The organism is Streptomyces antnestii (genome assembly GCF_004005495.1).
In the GTDB taxonomy this organism is placed as follows: Bacteria; Actinomycetota; Actinomycetes; order Streptomycetales; family Streptomycetaceae; genus Streptomyces; species Streptomyces antnestii.
Genome location: NZ_RZYA01000036.1, coordinates 1 through 18,939 on the forward strand (window position 1 = coordinate 1; position 18,939 = coordinate 18,939).

At 70.7% G+C, this 18,939-nt stretch carries 12 protein-coding genes and 1 pseudogene; all 13 read left to right on the forward strand.

The annotated features are described in order from the left end of the window. Nucleotides 1–413 (forward strand): RNA-guided endonuclease InsQ/TnpB family protein (locus tag EOT10_RS39850; protein WP_146003147.1); only part of this gene is annotated, 413 nt, incomplete at its 5' end. A gap of 46 nt (nt 414–459) precedes the next feature. Then, nucleotides 460–1,358: pseudogene (locus tag EOT10_RS39855) on the forward strand (VWA domain-containing protein). A 234-nt stretch (nt 1,359–1,592) separates the two neighbouring features. Continuing rightward, nucleotides 1,593–2,165 (forward strand): NADPH-dependent FMN reductase, encoded by a 573-nt coding sequence (locus EOT10_RS39860; protein ID WP_127833263.1) that lies wholly within the window; start codon nt 1,593–1,595, stop codon nt 2,163–2,165. 728 nt (nt 2,166–2,893) lie between these two features. Beyond that, complete coding sequence (locus EOT10_RS39870; RefSeq protein ID WP_127833265.1) at nt 2,894–4,372, forward strand: sugar transferase; 1,479 nt, start codon at nt 2,894–2,896, stop codon at nt 4,370–4,372. A 100-nt stretch (nt 4,373–4,472) separates the two neighbouring features. After that, nucleotides 4,473–5,807, forward strand: coding sequence for a nucleotide sugar dehydrogenase (locus tag EOT10_RS39875; protein WP_127833266.1), 1,335 nt, complete (start codon nt 4,473–4,475; stop codon nt 5,805–5,807). After that, entirely contained in the window at nt 5,797–7,074 is a 1,278-nt protein-coding gene (locus tag EOT10_RS39880; RefSeq protein WP_127833267.1) for a glycosyltransferase family 4 protein, read from the forward strand. The genes EOT10_RS39875 and EOT10_RS39880 overlap by 11 nt, the downstream gene beginning before the upstream one ends. Next, on the forward strand, nt 7,071–8,438 hold the full coding sequence (locus EOT10_RS39885) for a Wzz/FepE/Etk N-terminal domain-containing protein (protein ID WP_127833268.1): 1,368 nt from the start codon (nt 7,071–7,073) through the stop codon (nt 8,436–8,438). Before EOT10_RS39880 ends, EOT10_RS39885 begins: the two co-directional genes overlap by 4 nt. Then, entirely contained in the window at nt 8,435–9,988 is a 1,554-nt protein-coding gene (locus EOT10_RS39890) for a Wzz/FepE/Etk N-terminal domain-containing protein (protein ID WP_127833269.1), read from the forward strand. The genes EOT10_RS39885 and EOT10_RS39890 overlap by 4 nt, the downstream gene beginning before the upstream one ends. Before the next feature lie 3 nt (nt 9,989–9,991). Further along, nucleotides 9,992–11,920, forward strand: coding sequence for an asparagine synthase (glutamine-hydrolyzing) (asnB, locus tag EOT10_RS39895; protein WP_127833270.1), 1,929 nt, complete (start codon nt 9,992–9,994; stop codon nt 11,918–11,920). Between the two features lie 32 nt (nt 11,921–11,952). After that, the gene (locus tag EOT10_RS39900; RefSeq protein ID WP_127833271.1) at nt 11,953–14,169 is read left to right on the forward strand and encodes a bi-domain-containing oxidoreductase; all 2,217 of its coding nucleotides are present in this window, start codon (nt 11,953–11,955) and stop codon (nt 14,167–14,169) included. Further along, complete coding sequence (locus EOT10_RS39905) at nt 14,166–16,151, forward strand: alginate lyase family protein (RefSeq protein WP_127833272.1); 1,986 nt, start codon at nt 14,166–14,168, stop codon at nt 16,149–16,151. The genes EOT10_RS39900 and EOT10_RS39905 overlap by 4 nt, the downstream gene beginning before the upstream one ends. An 8-nt stretch (nt 16,152–16,159) precedes the next feature. Then, the gene (locus EOT10_RS39910; protein WP_127833273.1) at nt 16,160–17,701 is read left to right on the forward strand and encodes a right-handed parallel beta-helix repeat-containing protein; all 1,542 of its coding nucleotides are present in this window, start codon (nt 16,160–16,162) and stop codon (nt 17,699–17,701) included. A 1-nt stretch (nt 17,702) separates the two neighbouring features. Further along, on the forward strand, nt 17,703–18,938 hold the full coding sequence (locus tag EOT10_RS39915) for an O-antigen ligase domain-containing protein (protein WP_127833274.1): 1,236 nt from the start codon (nt 17,703–17,705) through the stop codon (nt 18,936–18,938). Nucleotide 18,939: the final 1 nt, after the last annotated feature.

The following is an 18,939-nucleotide window of genomic DNA, read 5'->3' on the forward strand; positions in this document are numbered from 1 at the left end:
CAGCTCTTGACCTCGTTCGTGAGCACGACTTCATCGCGCACGAAGACCTCAAGATCCGCAACATGGTCAAGGCCCCCGCGCCGAAGCCGGATCCCGATCAGCCGGGCAGCTTCCTGCCCAACGGGGCTGCCGCGAAAGCCGGACTCAACCACTCGATCGCGGACGCCGGATGGGGGGTGTTCCTGACGATCCTGCACGCCAAGGCTGAAAGCGCCGGACGGGAAGTGATTGCCGTGGACCCCCGCAACACCTCCCGGACCTGCCCCGAATGCGGGCACGTCTCAGCGGAGAACCGGCCCACCCAGGAAAAGTTCCACTGCCAGTCCTGCGGCCACCAAGCACACGCGGACACGGTGGGCGCCCTGAACGTTCTACGGGCCGGGCTGGTCCGTCGCGACGCCAACCCGGCCTAGCGAAAAGCCCCCACCCTTTAGGCGGGGGAGGAGTCACGAGACCCGGATCAGCCTCTACTCCTTCGACCACAGGGTGGAGAACCCGGTGTGGGACATGGACGTGAAGCACCTCTCGTCCATGCGCGGCCTGTACCGGGTCAACAACGGCGCCACGGTCTTCATCGAGGCTTCCCTGAAGTCGCTGGACGACCTGGGACACATATCGGAGGAATACGGTGAGCACAGCTTCCTCCAGATCGTGGTGACGGATGGCGAGGAGAACGCCTCCGGCGGCGACAGGCGTCACGACGGGGACATGACGATCCTCGGCCCCTGGCTGGACCGGATCGCGGCGAAGATGGGCGGGCTCGCGGACCACTGGACGTCCGCGATCCTCGTTCCGAACTCGCTGGCCAAGCGGACCGCCCAGAACTACGGGTTCCCGGCCGGAAACATCGCCATCTGGGACGCGGATTCCCAGGAGGGTGTCGAGGAGGCCATCGGCACGGTGCGCGCTGCAGCGACCAGTTTCCTGCGGGCCCGCGAGCAGGGTGTGCGCGGCACGAAGAACCTTTCGCGGTCGGCCAGGACATCTCCATCGACGAGGTGCGGGCGAACCTCGAACCGATACCGGCGAACAAGTACCGGCTGCTGAAGGTCGACAAGGAGGCCGAGATCCGCCCCTTCGTCGACTCGCACCCGGGCGTCACGTACGAACGGGGTGCCTGCTACTACCAGTTGGGCGCCCGCGCACAGGTCCAGTCGAACAAGGAGGTCATCGTGGTGGAAAAGGACACCGACCGCGCCTACACCGGCGACGCGGCGCGCAGCCTCCTGTTCGGCACGGGCATCCAGGGCGCGGTCTCGGTGAAGGCGGGTAACAACCCCAAGCTGGAGGTATACGTGCAGAGCCGCTCGGTGAACAGGAAACTCAAGCCGAAGACGCGTCTGCTCATCATGCTCTGAGGACGCGCGCGAGACCGCACGGCGGTGGCCGTCCAGGCAGCAACTGGGTGGTCACCGCGCTGAGGGCGATGCTGGGGGACTCAGGCGCAAGGTTTCCGCGAGGGGCGAGCGGCGCGCGCAGCCACGATGGCTAAACGAGCCACACACCGCGGTGCAGTGCAGGATGGTAAAGAGCCAGTCGACGCACTCCCGCCTGGTCGATTCCAGTCGATTCCATAGGAAGGCAGGTTTCGTATGACCACCCACAAGGTCGGCTACCTTGTCGGCAGCCTCTCCGCGAAGTCCATCAATCGGACCCTTGCCACGGCACTGACCCGTCTCGCGCCGTCGACGCTGGAGTTCCAGGAGATCCCGATCAGGGACCTCCCGCTCTACAACCACGACTTCGACGCCGACTACCCGCCAGAGGGCCGGGCCCTGAAGGATGCGATCGCTTCGGTCGACGCGATCCTGTTCGTCACCCCCGAGTACAACCGTTCCATTCCGGGCGCTCTCAAGAACGCCATCGACTGGGCGAGCCGTCCATGGGGCACCAACTCGTTCACCCACAAGCCGTCCGCCGTGATCGGCACCTCGCCCGGCAAAATCGGCACGGCCGTCGCTCAGCAGAGCCTCCGCTCGGTCCTGAGCTTCTGCAACTCACCGCAGATGAACGCGCCTGAGGCCTACATTCAGTTCACGCCCGGGCTGTTCGGTGACGACGGCGAAGTCACCGACTCCACCACGGAGAAGTTCCTCAGTGACTTCATGACCGACTTCGCCGACTTCATCGGGCGGGTGCTGGCCGCACTGCCGCAGGAGAGATGACTACCCAGGCGCGTTCGTAGTCCTCCGGTCGCCCGACGTGCAGGACACGGCCGGCGACGCTGCGTCGTGCCCTCTGCCGCATCGGTCCCATGCCCCGTACGGCGGTGGCGCGCCGCACCATGGAGTGATGCCGTCAGGGCCGGGAGGCCGCCGAGGTGCTCGTCGTAGGCCCAGTGTGCGACGCACGGGGGAGTGCACGCCGTCAGCGGCGATGAGCCGGCGGGCTGTCGTGCCCGCGGCGGTGACGTAGCCCGGCGTTCTGGCGCACATCGCCGACCTTGCCCGTCATCGTCCTCACGCCGAGGTCGTGAGCACGTCGGTGAAGCGCCGCGTGGAGCGCCGCTCGGAAGCCGCTCGGAAGCAGCTCGGAGGTCCGCAGGGCTGCAGTCCTCGCAGGTCACCAGGCATGTGGGGCATCGAAGCACCCCGCAGACGGATATCGGTCCGTGTGCCCGGCTTCAGATTTTGAGCACAAATTACACACATCTCGCTCTTTGGATGGGCCTCGATGGTCTAGATTGACGCTGCTTCACATGCACGGACACTGACCGACAAATGATGATCTATGGGGTCCGGCGCCACTGAGGTGGCCGGGATGTGATGCGCGGGAGGCGGGGGCCTTCCGTCGGGGGAAGAACAGCGCGGGGGCGGGGGGCTCCCGGGGGCGGGGGCCTCCGGGGGAAAACAGCGTTGGGCGACACGTCGACCACTGGGACCTGGGGGGTTCTGTGCGGCAGGGGGGAATAGTCGACCCTTTTTCGTCGGCGCGCGGGCGTCTGGCGAACGAGGCGATCAGCCGGCCCGCGAGCGACTGGGAGCAGCGGTACCGCCGTGCCGTGATCACCGGCGACACCGTGGCCACCGCCTTTGTGGTGGCGGCGATCGGAGAGTTCTTCGGGGCCCGGGACGCGGCCAACTGGCATGAGAAGTGGGGCATCCTCGCCTTCGGCACCGAGCTGCTGGTGCTGGGAGCGCTTGCGGTGAGCCGGTCGTGGGCTCCCGCCGTGCTCGGCCAGGGCGCAGAGGAATTCCGGCGGCTCGGACGCTCGCTGTTCACGGCGACCGTCGTGCTCGCGCTCGGCGGGATCGCCCTCACCTCGCGCAACATCAAGCTCTGGATCTTTGTCGCGATCCCCGCGATCGCGCTCGTCACCATGACCGCGCGGTATCTGCTCCGCCTCTCGCTGCACAGACAGCGCAAGGAAGGGCGGTGCCTGAGACCGGTGCTCGCCGCCGGGAGCCCGGCCACCGTGCGCGACCTGATCACCAGAACCCGTAAGTTCCCGCACCTCGGCTGGCGGGTGGACGGAGTGTGCACGGCGGACGGTCGGGGGCTCGACGGTGACCAGCTGGACGGAGTGCCGGTCGTCGGCCGCCTGACGGACGTCGCCAAGTACGTCGAGCACGACGGCTACCGGGTCGTCGCGGTCACACCGGACCCGCACTGGACACCGGACGGGCTGCAGCGGCTGGCCTGGAACCTCGAAGGCAGCGATGCCGAGATGGTCGTGGCCCCCGTGCTGATGGAGGTGGCCGGCCCGCGGCTGCATGTCGACGCGGTGCTGGGGATCCCGTTGCTGCGGGTCAGCATGCCGGCCTTCACCGGGGGCCGCCGGGCGATCAAGGCGGTCGTCGACCGGATGGGCGCAGCGGTCCTGCTGATGCTGTTCGCGCCGCTGATGGTGTTCGTCGGACTGCTCGTGGTGATGGACAGCCGGGGTGGTGCGTTCTACCGCCAGCGCAGGGTCGGCAAGGGCGGCTGCGAGTTCACCATCCTCAAGTTCCGCACCATGGTCGCCGGGGCCCACGGGGCACGTGCCGAGCTGGCCGACCGCAACGAGGGTGCGGGGCTGCTGTTCAAGCTCCGCCGGGATCCGCGGGTGACCCGGGTGGGAGCAGTGCTGCGCCGGTACTCCATCGACGAGCTCCCGCAGCTTTTCAACGTGCTCACCGGATCGATGTCGCTCGTCGGTCCGCGGCCTCCGCTGCCGGAGGAGTCCGCCGCGTACGGACCGGACATCCGGCGGCGGCTGCTGGTCAAGCCCGGACTCACCGGCCTGTGGCAGATCAGCGGACGCAGCGACCTGCCGTGGGAGGAGGCCGTCCGCCTGGACCTGCGGTACGTGGAGGACTGGTCGCTCGCCCTGGACGCAGTGATCTTGTGGAAAACGCTGCGTGCGGTGGTCCACGGACAGGGGGCGTACTGATGCGCGGTGGTCGTCCGACCGGCGCGCGGACCGCGGGCCACAAGGGCCTGCATGGCGGGACCGCAGGCCACAAGGGCCTGCCTGGGGGGAGGGACGGGTCATGAGAGTCAGCGTTTTCGGGCTCGGCTACGTGGGCTGCGTGTCGGCCGCGTGCCTGGCCAGCATGGGCCACGAGGTCATAGGCGTGGACGTCAACCAGACGAAGGTCGACCTGGTCAACGACGGCAAGGCCCCGGTGGTCGAGGAACGGATCGGCGAACTCGTCGCCGAGGTCGTGCGGACCGGGGCGCTCCGTGCCACCGCCGACGTCCGTGAGGCGATCACGGGCAGCGAGATATCCCTGGTCTGCGTGGGCACCCCGTCGGAGCCCAACGGCAGCCTGTGCACCACGTACTTGGAGCGGGTCTGCGAGGACATCGGCGCCGCGCTGGCCGAAGGGGCCAGGCAGGGGGGCCGGCACACCGTCGTGTTCCGCAGCACCATGCTCCCGGGCACCTGCCTGAACCTGCTGGTCCCGATCCTGGAGAAGTACGTCGGCGGTACGGCCGGGGTGGACTGGTCCGAGTTGGGGGTCGCGGTCAACCCGGAGTTCCTGCGCGAGGGCACGAGCGTGCGGGACTTCTTCGATCCGCCCAAGACCGTCATCGGAGAGCTCGACCCGGCGAGCGGCGACGCGGTGGCGGCGCTGTACGACGGCCTGCCGGGCGAGGTGTTCCGGGTGCCGGTCCCGACGGCCGAGGCGATCAAGTACGCGGACAACGCGTTCCACGGCCTCAAGATCGGATTCGCGAACGAGCTGGGAGCGGTGTGCCATGCGCTCGGAGTGGACTCGCACCAGGTGATGGACGTGTTCCTGTCCGACCGCAAGCTGAACGTCAGCCCCGCCTACCTGCGGCCCGGCTTCGCCTTCGGCGGCTCCTGCCTGCCCAAGGACCTGCGCAGCCTGGTCCACGCGGCGCAGCGGGCCGACGTCTCGGTGCCCATCCTCGCCCATGTGCTGCCCTCCAACGCCGACCATCTGCAACGCGCGGTGGAGCTGGTCGAGCGCACCGGCAAACGCCGGGTGGGCGTCTTCGGGCTGTCCTTCAAACCGGGCACCGACGACCTCCGCGAAAGCCCGCTCGTCGAGCTGGCGGAGAGACTCTTCGGCAAGGGCTACGACCTGAAGATCTACGACGCCAACGTCAGCCTCTCCCGGCTGATCGGCGCGAACCGTGAGTACATCGAGACCCGCCTGCCGCATCTCGCGCAGCTGCTCGCCGACTCCGTCGACGAGGTGCTCGAACACGCCGAGGTGTGCCTGGTCGGGACCAGGGACGAGGCCGTCCTTTCGGCGCTGCCTCATGGCGACGGCACGGTGATCGTCGACCTCATCCGCCTCCCCGACGCCGAGGCGCGGCGGGCCGAACCGGGGTACATGGGCCTTGCCTGGTGACACGTCGTTCGAAGACACGGCCTGCGGCGACCGGCCGGACCGGCGCGCGCTGATCCTCGTGGAGAACCTGTCGGTGCCGTTCGACCGGCGGGTGTGGCAGGAGTGCACGACGCTGCGCGACGCGGGCTGGACGGTGCACGTCATCTGCCCCCGCGGGGAGAAGCGCGACACGGAACCGGAAACCGTGATCGACGGGGTGCGGATCCACCGCTACCCGTTGCGCGCGGCCACCGGGGGACCCGCCGGCTACCTGCGGGAGTACGGATCGGCGCTGTGGCACACGGCCCGGCTGGCCCGCAAGGTCGGCCCGGTCGACGTGGTCCACGCCTGCAACCCGCCCGACCTGCTGTTCCTGCCCGCGCTGTGGCTGAAGCGGCGCGGCGCGCGGTTCGTCTTCGATCAGCACGACCTCGTACCCGAGCTGTACCTCTCCCGGTTCGGCCGCGGTGAGGACCGGCTCTACCGCGCCGTGTGCGCGCTGGAACGGCTGACCTACCGGGCCGCGGACGTCGTGCTCGCCACGAACGAGAGCTACCGGGACGTCGCGATACGCCGTGGCGGTCAGCGGCCCGAGGACGTCTTCGTGGTGCGCAGCGCGCCCGCGACCGATCGGTTCCAACCGGTGCCGCCCGAGCCGGAGTTGAAGCGCGGCAAGCCTCATCTGCTGTGCTATCTCGGCGTCATGGGCCCTCAGGACGGCGTCGACTACGCGCTGCGGGCCCTCGCGAAGCTGCGCGACGAGTTCGGGCGGACCGACTGGCACGCCGTGTTCGTCGGCGCGGGCGACGCCTTCGACGCGATGGTGGAGCTGTCCCGGCGGCTCGGTCTCGCCGAACAGGTGCAGTTCACCGGGCGCATCCCGGACGCCGACCTGGTGCGCTACCTGTCCACCGCGGACGTGTGCCTTTCCCCCGATCCGCGCAATCCGCTCAACGACGTGTCGACCATGAACAAGGTTCTGGAGTACATGGCGATGGGCCGGCCGATCGTGTCGTTCGATCTGAAGGAGGCACGCGTCTCCGCCGGAGACGCCGCCGTCTACGCGCCCGCCGACGACGAAGCCGAATTCGCCAAGCTCATCACGCTGTTGATGGACGATCCGGAGAAGCGGGACCGGATGGGCAGGATCGGCCAGGAGCGGATCAGCGGACCGCTCTCCTGGCGGAACTCGCAGGCGTCGCTGCTCGCCGCCTACGCCGCCTGCGGTGAGCGCACTCCGGTGTCGGCGGGCGGCCCGGTCCGTACAAGGAAGAGGCGGCGCAGGTGAGCGAGGACACGATACGCCTGGTCACGATCGGGCGGATTCTCCGTCGGCGCCGACGGCTTCTCGCCGTCCTCGCCCTGGTGGGGGCGCTCGTCGGCTACGGCACCTCGGTGCTGTTCCCGCCGCGCTACACGGCGTCGGCATCGGTACTGCTGCCAGGGCAGTGGGAGGAGCGCGAGCTGCTGACCCAGGTGGACATCGCGACCAGTTCGACGGTGGTCGACCGCGCGGCCGCCGCCCTCGACTGGACCGGCGTCAGCGGCGCCGATCTGCGGGACCGAGTGAGTGCCAAGGCCGCCGACGGGAACATCATCAAGATCTCGGGTACGGCCGGCACCCCGGAGCGCGCGCAGCAGCTTTCGGACCGGGTGGCCCAGCAATTCGTGAAATTCGCCGCCGGTATCGCGGGCGGTAGCACCGACTCCGCATCGGCCACAGGGCCCGAGGCGCTGCGGAAGCAGGTGGAGGAGACCAACCGTCGCATCACCGACCTGGCCGGTGCGGCCGACCCCGGGCGGACCGTGGAGAGCGTGCAGGCCCGCACCGAGCTCGAGAAGCTGCGCACCTCGCTGGAGGACGCCATGACGAAGCTGGACCAGGCCGACCCGGCGAACGCCAAGGCCGGCATGGTCGTCATGGGGCCGGCCGCCCGGCCGACCGCCGAGGCGCCGCCGACGAGGGTGCAGCTCATCGTCGCCGGGGCGCTGCTGTTCTTCCTGCTCGCGGTCATCGGCCATCTCGTCGCCGCCCGAGGGGACCGAAGGCTGCGCACCGAAGCGGAGATCGCCGCCGCGCTGGGTTCGCAGCTGCTCGGCACAGTCGACGTATCCGCTGAACGGCCCGCGCACCGGCAGAAACGTGGGGGCCCACGAGCCGGGATCCGCCGACTCCTCGGCATCGACACCCGATGGGACGTGCCGGCACCGCGCAGGTCCGGCGACGACGCCGGCAGACGGATCCGCTACACGCGGGTGTGCGCTCGCCTCCGAGACCAACTGCCGGCCCTCCGGCAGTTGCTGGTCGTCGTACCGGACGGTGACGACATCGCCCGCCGGGCCGCCGCGCAGCTCGTCGCCGAGGCGCAGGGCGATCCGCTGCGGCGGGTGGTGGAGGTGCCGGTGGACCGGCCGTTGGTGCCGGACCGCGGCACCGAGTCCGGTGCCCTGGTCGTCCTCAGCGCGGGCAGCTGGACCGCGGAAGAGCTCAGAGGCATCGCCGAGGCGTGTGCGGACGGCGGGCACGAGGTCGTCGGCATCGTCGTCGCCGGCGCGGTCCTGGCCCGTCCGGCGGGGGCCGCCGGCCATCGACCGGATGACGCCGTTCCGGTGCTCGCGATGCGCGGCCGGGCCACGGGAGGTTCAGCGTGACGACGAGCACGACTTCGGAGACGCCGGCAGCCGCTCCGCTGTTCGACCTGCAGGCGCTGGTGGTGGCGGTGCGCAGACGCCGCCGCTTCTGGGGCGCCATGGCACTCCTCGGCCTGCTGGCCGGCGCGGCGGTGGCGGCCTTGCTGCCGCCTCCGCCGACCGCGACGGCCAAGGTGATGGTCGCCCACCAGGCGGACCAACCGAACGACCCCGGAACGCTGATCCGCACCGACGTGGCGCTGCTGAACACCACGCGGATCGCCGACGCGGCGCTGAAGTCCCTCAAGTCCCCTGAAAAACCGGAGGACTTCATGAAGGACTACGGGGGAGTCGGCGTGACCAACAACGTGCTGCAGGTCAATGTCACAGGTGACAGCGACGCGGAAGCGGTGGCCCGCGCCAAGGCGCTGGCCGACGCGTTCGTCGCGGAACATGTGAGGCAGATACGGCAGGCCGCGGACGCCGAGGCCCAGTCCCTGCTCCAGCAACGTGACCGCTTGCGGAAGGAACTCGCCCAGGTCAACAAGGCGATCGGGGGCACCTCGCCGGGGAGCGACCCGACGACGTCGGCGAACATGGAGTCGCTCTTCGCCCGCCGGGCCGAACTCGCCTCGCGGATCAGCGATTTCGGCCAGCGCGCGGAGGAGGCACGCGTCGGCACCCCCCAGCTCGTCGTCGGCACGCAGATCGTGGACGCCCCGCGCGCGCTACGGCACTCCCTGCCCAAGGCCGTTGCCACCGACGCCGCGCTCGGGCTCGTCCTGGGGCTCGTCCTCGGGCTCGCGCTGGCCGCGGTCGGCGTGGTGGTGGCGGACCGCCCCGTGTTGCGCCGGGAGATCGCGGCGAACCTCGATGCATCGGTCATCGCGGAACTGCCGCGCCGGCCGGCCAGACTGTGGAAACGCCGACGGAGCCGGACGGCACGCGAACGGCTGACCACCTCCCTCGCCCGCACCGTGCGCGGCTCGGCCGAACCGGTGTCGCTCCTTGAACTGGGCTGCGCGCGCAGCACGAGCGCGATCGCCCTGGACCTCGGCAGGGCACTGGCGGCGGACGGGCCGGTGGTGATCGTCGACGGTCTGCCCGGCCCGGAGCTCGCAGGGCGCCGCCCGAAGCGAGGAGACCCGGCCGTCGTCAGCGCCGAGCGTGCCGCGGCCGCCTCGGCTCAGGAGCGTCGGCTCGGCGTCGGCTCGGTCGCGCCCGGCACCGCGTGGACCGACCTCCCTCACCTCGGCGCCCAGGCCGTGCTCGTGGTGCGCGCCGGGCACGGCAGCGCCGCATGGCTGCACACCGTGGCGCGGCAGCTCGCGGACCAGCGCATTCCGGTGATCGGCGTGGTGCTGATCGACCCCGATCCGCGTGACCGTACCGACGGCACGCTGTGGGACGGGGCGCACACCGCGCTGCGCGGCCGGATCGAGGGTCCTGCGCGGCAGAACGATGGGGGTACCTCCCACGCCGTTCAGGCAGTGGGGGAGGGCCGGCGGCGGACGGAGCGGCTGCCGATGTGGGCCGCACGGGTCCCCGACAACGACCAGGACGGGCGGTAGGACATGTGTGGCGTCGCAGGAACCTACCGATGGCCGGACGGGAAGGTCGTGACCGACCGGCTCACCGACACCCTCGCCCACCGCGGTCCGGACGGGGCCGGCCGGTACAGCCACCCCGTCGGTGACGGCGAGGTGCACCTCGGGCACCGCCGGCTGTCCATCGTCGACCTCTCCGAGACCGGCGCCCAGCCGATGGTCAAAGACGGTCTCGTCCTCACCTACAACGGCGAGCTGTACAACGCGCCGGAACTGCGTGCCGAGCTGGCAGCGGCCGGAGTGCGCTTCCGCGGTACCTCCGACACCGAGGTGCTGCTCGAGTCCTGGCGGCGCTGGGGCACGGACTGCCTGCCCCGGCTGCGCGGCATGTTCGCGTTCGGGATCTTCGACGAGCGAACCGGTGAACTGGTGCTCGCCCGTGACCAGTTGGGCATCAAGCCGCTGTTCCTGCTCCGGCGCGGTGCGGGCCTGGTGTTCGCCTCCGAGCTCAAGGCGCTCGCCGCCGCGACCGGTGGGGCCCTGGAGGTGGACGACGCGGCCCTTGTGGCCTCGCTGCTGTATTACTGGGTGCCGGACTCACGGTGCGCGTTCCGCGAAGCGGAGAAGCTGCCGCCGGGCAGCTGGCTCCGGTGCCGGCCCGACGGCCGGGTGGAGCGCGGCAGGTACTGGAACCTCCGGGACGTCGCCGCCGAGGGCCGGGAGAGGGCCCGCAGCGGCGAGCGGCCCGACCTCGCGGCCGTCGTCGAGGAGTCGACCCGGCGGCACCTGCTCTCCGACGTGCCCGTGGCGACCTTCCTCTCCGGCGGACTCGACTCCAGTTACCTGACCGCCCTCGCGGCCCGCGACCGGCCCGGGATCTCCGCCTACACGATCGGATTCCGAGCCGAGGACGCCAGGTTCGAAGCGATGCCCGACGACCTGCGCCATGCCCGGCAGGTGGCCGAGCGGTTCGGCGTCGACCTGCACGAGATCGAGATCGCCCCGAACGTGCTCGACCTGCTGCCCCGGATGACGTACCACCTGGACGAGCCGATCGGCGACCCCGCCGCGATCAACACGTTCCTGATCTGCTCGGCCGCCCGGGAGGCCGGGGCCAAGGTGATGCTCTCGGGGATGGGCGCCGACGAGCTGTTCGCCGGGTACCGCAAGCACCTGGCCAACCTGCTCGCGCTGCGCTACCAGCGCGTCCCGCGCCCCCTGCGGCACGGCCTGTCCAGGGCCGTGGACCGACTGCCCGTCGCCACGTCCCGCCGGGGGTACCGGTCGGTGCGCTTCGCGAAGCGGTTCCTCTCCTTCGCCGGTCTGCCGGAGGAGACCGCGTTCCGGCGCAGCTACACGATGTACGACCAGGACGAACTGCTCGCCCTCGTCGATCCGGACCTGGCCCGGGCGGTCGAGGACGTGCTGACCGAACACGCGGACATCTACCAGGACAACGACCTCGACGACTTCGTCAACCGCATGTGCCTGGGCGACGCCCGGATGTTCCTGCCAGGACTGAACCTCGCGTACACGGACCGCTCCAGCATGGCCGCGTCGACCGAGGTGCGGGTGCCGTATGTGGACGTGGAGGTGGTCAAGACGGCGTTCGCCTTCCCCGGCGACCGCAAGATCGTCGGACGGCAGGGCAAGGCCGTCCTCAAGGAGGCGGCCACCTCGATCCTGCCCCGGGAGATCGTGTACCGGCCCAAGGGCCTGTTCAGCGCCCCGCTGCGCGCCTGGATGAGCCGGGATCTGGCACCACTGGTGCGCGAGGTGGTGAACGACGGCGTGCTCGTCAACTCCGGGTTCCTGCGCCGCGACGCGCTGGCGCGGATGGTCGCCGAGGACGCCGCCGGGCAGCGGGACTACTCCAAGCATCTGTGGCATGTGCTGACCCTCGAGTACTGGTATCGCGGCGCTACCTCCGGCTCCGGCCGGAGCCAAGCGGCCTGACAGCGTCGGAAGTTGAATCAAGAGGAGCTCGGGTGAAACAGGTTGTTCAGAACTACAAGAGTGGCGAACTGGCGCTCCTCGACGTGCCGGTGCCGGGGTGCAAGCCGGGCGGCGTCCTGGTCCGGAGCGCCTACTCGCTGATATCGACCGGGACCGAGCTCATGAAGGTGTCCGAGGCCGGCATGTCGATGGTGGGCAAGGCCCGCTCCCGGCCGGACCAGGTGGCCAAGGTCGTGCAGAGCGTCGCCACCAACGGAGTGCCGGCCACCTACCGCAAGGTGATGGGCAAGCTGGACTCCTACACACCGCTCGGCTACTCGCTGTGCGGGGTGGTCGAGCAGGTCGGCGCCGGGATCGACGACGTGAAGGCCGGCGACCTCGTGGCCTGCGCCGGCAACGAGCACGCGCTGCACGCCGAGGTCAACTGGGTGCCGAAGAACCTCTGCACACCGGTGCCGGACGGCCTCACGCCCCGGCACGCCGCCTTCGGCACCGTCGGGTCGATCGCGTTGCAGGGCGTCCGCCAGGGCGGGCCGCAGCTCGGCGAAGTGGCCCTCGTCATCGGCCTCGGGCTGATCGGCCAGCTCGTGGTGCAACTGCTCGCCGCCTCGGGAGTCCGCGTCGTCGGGGCGGATCCGGACCCGGTGCGCTGCGAACTGGCCGAACGTATGGGCGCCGCGGCCTGCGGCGACCCCGCGTCCACGGCCGTGGAAGCCGCCGTCGCCGAGCTCACCGGCGGTCACGGCGTGGACCAGGTGTACCTGGCCGCCGGCGGTGGCAGCAACCAACCCGTCGAGCTGGCCGCCCGGCTCTGCAGGGACCGCGGCCGCGTCGTCGACATCGGCAAGTGCCGTCTGGACCTGCCGTGGAACGCCTACTACGAGAAGGAACTCGACGTCCGGTTCTCCCGCAGCTACGGCCCCGGGCGCTACGACCCGGAGTACGAGCTGGAGGGGCGGGACTACCCGATCGGCTATGTGCGGTGGACCGAGCGCCGTAACCTGGCGTGCTTCCTCGACCTCCTCGCTCGCGGCAGCGTCGACGTGGAGCCTCTGGTCTCCCGCATAGCCGACTTCGACGACGCCGTCGAGACGTACCAGAGCCTGAAGAACGGCGACCTCAAGGCCGTGGCCGTGCTGTTCCGGTACCCCGACGAGGCGGTGGAAGCCGAGGCTCCGGCGGTGCCCGTGCCCGAGGTGGCCGTGCCCGCGGTGGCTGTGCCCACCCAGCGCACGCAGCCGCGTCCGGCCCGGGCCGCCACGGCGCCGGTGCGCCTCGCCTTCGTCGGCGCGGGAAACTACGCGACGTCCATGCTGCTGCCGCACCTGGCACAGCGCGAGGGCGTCGAGTTGTCGACCGTCGTCACCACGACGGCCCTGTCCGGGGCCAACGCGCAGCGGAAGTTCGGCTTCGCCGAGGCGACCACCGACCTCGACGCCGTCCTCGGCGACAAAACCATCGACGCGGTGTTCGTGGTCACCCGGCACAGCTCGCACGCCGAGCTGACCCGAAAAGCACTGCTTGCCGGCAAGAGCGTGTTCGTGGAGAAGCCCCTGGCCCTCACCGAGGACGAGCTGGCCGGCGTACTCGCGGCGGTGGAGGAGTCCGGCAACGACCGGCTCCAGGTGGGCTTCAACCGCCGGTTCGCGCCGCTGCTGCAGGAGGCCAGGCAGCGATTCGGCGCCCGGACCGGTCCGGCGAACCTGCGCTACCTGGTCAACGCCGGCCGGCTGCAGCACGGCAGCTGGTACCTCCGACAAGGCACCGAGGGCTCGCGGTTCGCCGGCGAGGGCGGACACTTCATCGACACGGCGAGCTGGCTGCTCGGGGCCGACCCGGACTCGGTGTACGCGGTCGCCACGCCCGGCAACGACGACCTCCAGGTCGTGCTGCGCTACCCGGACGGGTCCACCGCCACCATCAGCTACGTCACCACCGGCGCGCCCAGCTTCCCCAAGGAGACGCTGGACCTCATCGCCGACGGCAAGGTGCTGCGGCTCGACGACTTCGTCCGTGCCTCGGTGTTCGTGGACGGGGGAGCCGGCCCCAAGCGCTGGGTCAGTTCGCGGCTGCCCAAGGCCCGGGACAAGGGCCAGAACGCGGAACTGGCCGCGTTCGTCAAGGCCGTGCGGACCGGCGGCCCGATGCCCGTGCCGCTGGAGTCCCTCGTCGCCACCACGGCGGCCACTCTCGCCGTGCGGACAGGTCTGGCAGGCGGCGCGCCGGTGACGCTGGCGAGGGCGCGATGACGGTGATCTCGGGGAGTCCGGGCTGGTACCTGCGGCGCCTTTCCCGAATGGGACCGCGGGAGATCGGCGGCCGGGCGGGCGACGCGGTGCGCAGGCGCAGATGGCGGTCGGCGCGGCCGCACACCCCCGGCGTGACCGGCGCCCGGTTCACCGCGGTACTGCCCGCCCAGGCGATCGCCGCCGTACCTCCCGACGCCGCGAAACGTCTCATCACCGAGGCGGACCGGCTCATGTCCGGGCACGCCGAGTATTTCGGGGTGGTCCGCGACGACCTGACCGACCCGGACTGGTGGTACGACCCCAAGACCGGGCGCCGGGCTCCGGACGGCTACGCCTTCGACGTGCCGTACCGGAACGAGGACGCGGTAGGGGACATCAAGCAGATCTGGGAGCCGTCCCGGCATCAGCACCTCACCGTGCTCGCCGCCGCCTACGCGATCACCGGGGACGAGCGGTACGCCGAGCGCGTGGCCGGGCACCTGCGGTCGTGGTGGGCGGCCAACCCACCGCTGCGCGGCGTGCACTGGATCAGCGGCATCGAGCTGGGCATACGGCTGCTGTCCTGGGTGTGGATCCGCCGGCTGCTCGACGGCTGGCCCGGCGCGGCCGGCCTCTTCGAGGACAACCCGGTGGCGCTGAAACAGATCTGGCACCACCAGCGCTGGCTGGCCGCCTTCCCCAGCCGGGGGTCCTCGGCGAACAACCACATCATCGCCGAGGCCGCCGGACAGCTCGCCGCGGCCTGCGCGTTCGGCTGGTTCCCCTCCTCCACGCGCTGGCGAGCCGGCGCGCTGCGGTCGCTGGAGCGGCACCTGCGCGCCAACACCTTCGCCTCCGGCCTCAACCGCGAGCTGGCCACCGAGTATCACGGACTCGTGCTCGAGCTCGGCCTGGCCGCGCTGGCCGAGGCGGATGCCGCCGGCCTGCCGGTCCCCGCATCCGTCCGCCTCGTGCTGCTGCGGATGACCGACGCGCTCGCCGCCATCGTGGACAACCGGCTGCGGCCGCCGCGCCAGGGGGACGCGGACGACGGTCACGGTCTGGTCGTGGACGGCACCGGCACCGACCGCTGGGCCTCTCTCCTGGCCACCGGGGACGCCGTGTTCGGCCGGCTCGCCTGGTGGCCGGAAGTGACCGCCACCGACGTGCGCACCCCACTGCTGGCCGCGCTCATCCGGCCGTACTCGAAAAACGGAGCGGCGCAGGCCGTGACCCGGCCGGCAACCCGCCCGGCCCACTTCGCCGACGCGGGGCTCACCATCCTGCGCGGCCCGGAAGAGATCTGGTGCCGCTGCGACGGTGGCCCGCACGGCTTTCTGTCCATCGCCGCGCACGCCCACGCGGACGCACTGTCCGTGGAGGTCCGGCACGACGGGGTGGACGTGCTCGCCGACCCGGGGACGTACTGCTACCACGGACAGCCCGAGTGGCGGCAGTACTTCCGGTCGACCCTCGGCCACAACACCCTGCAGATGGACGGCGGCGACCAGTCAGTCTCCGGCGGCCCGTTCCTGTGGACCCGGCATGCCCGCAGCCGGGTCCTGACCGCGGACACCTCCGACGCCTCCGGCAGGGGAGTGGTCCGCTGGTGTGCCGAACACGACGGCTACCAGCGCTCCGTACACCGCCGCCGGGTGGAGCTGACCGCCGCGGCCAGGGAACTGCGGGTGATCGACGAGGTGCGCGGCCCGGGGCGGGACGTGCGTCTGGCGTTCCACCTCGGCCCGGCCGTCGCGGCGGAGCTGGCCGGCCACCAAGCGTTGCTCACCTGGAGCCGGGACGGCGAGGCCCGCTCCGCGGTGCTCGACCTGCCCGGGGAGCTGTCCTGGCGGGCGCACCGCGGCGAGAGCGACCCGCCGCTGGGCTGGTACTCCGCCGGATTCGGGCGCAAGGAACCCACCACCACGCTCGTCGGCACCGGTTTCGCCGACGGCACCGCGCTGTCGGGGGAGTTCACCACCGTGCTCAGGTTCCGCGGTTAGGGGGGCGCGTGGGGAACAAGAAGCGGCACCGGTCGTGGGCGGCGGCACCGCTGGCGCTGGCCCTGCTGGCCGCGACCAGCTGCGAGAGCACGCCGGGAGCCGGGCCGGAGTCGAAGGCCGCGCCACCCAGGTCCGCCGCGTCCGCGGTCCGATCCGTGGCCCGGGTGTGCGCCGAGCCCGCGGCCGGGCCGGCCAAGGCGCCGGAGGGCGCGGTGACCGTCGACCCCGCCGTCATCGGTGACCTGGCGGCGAAGACCGAGAACAGCCCCCCGAACACCACGTTCTGGCTGCGACCGGGCAAGCACCGGCTCGACCCGGACCGGTACGCCCAGGTCGTTCCCAAGGAAGGGGACCGCTACCTCGGTGCGCCAGGAGCGGTGCTCGACGGCGGGAAGAAGAACCAGTACGCGTTCGCCGGCACGGCCCGCGACGTCATCATCCGCTACCTGACCGTCCAACATTTCGTGGCACCCCCCGACGAGGGCGTGGTCAACCACGACTCGGCCGACGGCTGGGTGATCGAGCACGCGACGGTCCAGGACAACTCCGGTGCCGGCCTCATGGCCGGTGCCCGCCAGCAGGTCCGCGCCAACTGCCTGCGCGACAACGGCCAGTACGGCATGAACGCGTACAAGGCCGAAGGCCCACTCGGCGGCCTGGTGATCGAGGGCAACGAGATCGCGGGCAACAACACCGGCGACTGGGAACGGCGGCGGGAGGGCTGCGGCTGCACCGGAGGCATCAAATTCTGGGCCGTCAACGGAGCCGAGATACACGGCAATTGGGTGCACGACAACCGCGGAACAGGGTTGTGGGCGGACACCGACAACAACGACTTCCTCATCGAGGACAACGTGCTCGAGGGCAACGACGGCGCCGCGCTCATCTACGAGACCAGCTACAACGCGGTCATCCGGAACAACACGATCCGGCGGAACAACTGGGTCGAGGGCCGCAAGGCGGCCGACGGAGGTGACACCTTTCCGTACGCGACCGTCTACCTGTCCGAGTCGGGCGGCGAACCACGGATCAAAGCCCGCACCGACAAGATCGAGATCTACCGGAACGTGCTGCAGGACAACTGGTCCGGGATCACCCTGTGGGAGAACGCCGACCGGTTCTGCAACAGCCCGGCCAACACCTCGTCCGGCGACTGCACCTTGCTGGTCCGGGACACCCACCGCTGCGCGCAGCCGGCGATCGCCAAGGCACCGCTCTACGACGACTGCCGGTGGAAGACCCAGCGCGTGGACATCCACGACAACCGCTTCGAGCTGGACATGTCCGTCGTCAAGTGCACGGAGAAGTGCGACCGCATGGCGGTCCTCGCCAACTACGGCACGTATCCGGACTGGTCGCCCTACAAGGGCGAGGGGGTGGCCGAGGCGATCACCCGCAAGCAGCACAACCACTGGCACGACAACGTCTACCTCGGACCATGGAAGTTCGTCGCCCACGACCCGAGCCAGGTGCTCGACTTCGGGCAGTGGCAGGGCACGCCGTACCAGCAGGACACGGGCAGCAAACTCCACCCACAGGCCGGTGGTTGAGATGGGACCCGTCGCCACACCGAAGATCGCCGGGATCGTCTGGGCGCTGCTGATCCTCAACACGCTCGGCTCCACCGGGGCCAGGACCATCATCCCGCTGCCCCGCTCCCTCATCCAGATGGTCACCATGGGCGCACTGGTCGCCGCGTTCGCGCTGGCGCTCGCCGTCAATCTCCGGCTGCGCATCCGCGCCGGCGCCTACGTGTTCCTGCTCACGCTGCTGCTGGTGGCGAGCGTGATCTCCAGCGCACACCTGGAGTCCGGGTTCGGAGCGCTGTTCCGCTGCGCCCGGCTGGCTCTCTTCGTCGGCACGCTGTGGCTGCTCAGCCGCTGGTGGGACGGCGGCCTGACGTTCGTCCGGCACCACATCCGGATGTACTTCGCGGTGCTCGGATCGGTGGCCGCCGGCCTGGTCATCTCATCGGGCGCGGCCCTGCCGGATCTCTACGGCGGACGCCTCGTCGGCGCGTTGTGGCCGCTCACCCCGCCGCAGATCGGACAGTACGCCGCCGTGATCATCGGGCTGACCGTGCTGCTCGCCCTGGGCCGCCGGACCGACAGAGCCGGCGCGGCGCTGGTCATCGTGCCGTCACTCGTCCTCCTCGCGTTGACCCACACCCGGACGGCCACGCTCGGCCTGCTCGTCGGCCTGGTGCTGGCCATCGGCTCGCTCATCCTGACCAGCGCCGCGGCCCGGCGGTTCTTCACCTGGGCGGTGCTGTGCGCCGTGGTGGCCGCGGTGGGGTTCGCCTCCGCACTCCAGACGTGGTTCCTGCGCGGACAGAGCCAGGAGAACTTCTCCAGCCTCACCGGCCGGGCCAAGGTCTGGGACGCCCTGCTGGCCGCGCCCCGGACGACAGGGGAGAAGGTGTTCGGCGTGGGTCTCGGCGACAAGTCGTTCGGCGGGCTGCCGATCGACAACAGCTGGCTGGCCGTCTACAACGAACAAGGCCTGATCGGCGTCGCCCTCGTGGCGGCGATCTTCATCGTCCTCGCCGGCGTCGCGCTGCTGCGGCCACCGTCGCTGCAGCGGGCCTGCGCGATCTTCCTGATCAGCTACTGCGCGATCGCGTCGTACACCGAGGCCGGGCTCGGCGACGCCTCGCCCTATCTGCTGCATCTGGCCCTGGCCGCCGCGCTGTTGGCGACACCTGCCGAGCCCGCTCCTCTCGCGACGCCGCCCGAAGCCACTCGACGGACCGTCCCGCGATGGGCCCGGAACACGGAGGTGATCTGAG